Raw genomic sequence first — 311 nt, 5'->3', positions numbered from 1 at the left:
GTTCCAGCACCGGGTTCACCACGTACTCTTCGCACGGGGTGGCGAACATCATGTGCAGGAAGTTGCCGGCATAGGACAGATCGTTGCGCGGGTAAACGAACGGCTGGCCCAGGGAGTATTTGTAGCACATCGCGGCCACGGTCGGCATTTTGGACAGCAGGCGGAACGCGGTGATTTCGCGGTGACGTTCGTTGTTGACGTCCAGCGCATCGTGGTAGAACGCCGCCAGCGCACCGGTCACGCCGCACAGCACCGCCATCGGGTGCGAGTCGCGACGGAAGCCACGGAACAGATGGGTGATCTGGTCGTGG

General features: G+C 62.4%; 1 protein-coding gene. It reads right to left on the bottom strand.

Going from position 1 to position 311, the window contains the following annotated elements; translation table 11 throughout:
- On the bottom strand, positions 1-311 hold a 311-nt coding region (locus NR112_RS22330; protein ID WP_306217600.1), incomplete at both ends, for a citrate/2-methylcitrate synthase.

Source organism: Terrabacter sp. Ter38 (assembly GCF_024519435.1).
Lineage (GTDB): Bacteria > Actinomycetota > Actinomycetes > Actinomycetales > Dermatophilaceae > Terrabacter.
This window is presented reverse-complemented; position numbering and strand designations above follow the sequence as displayed.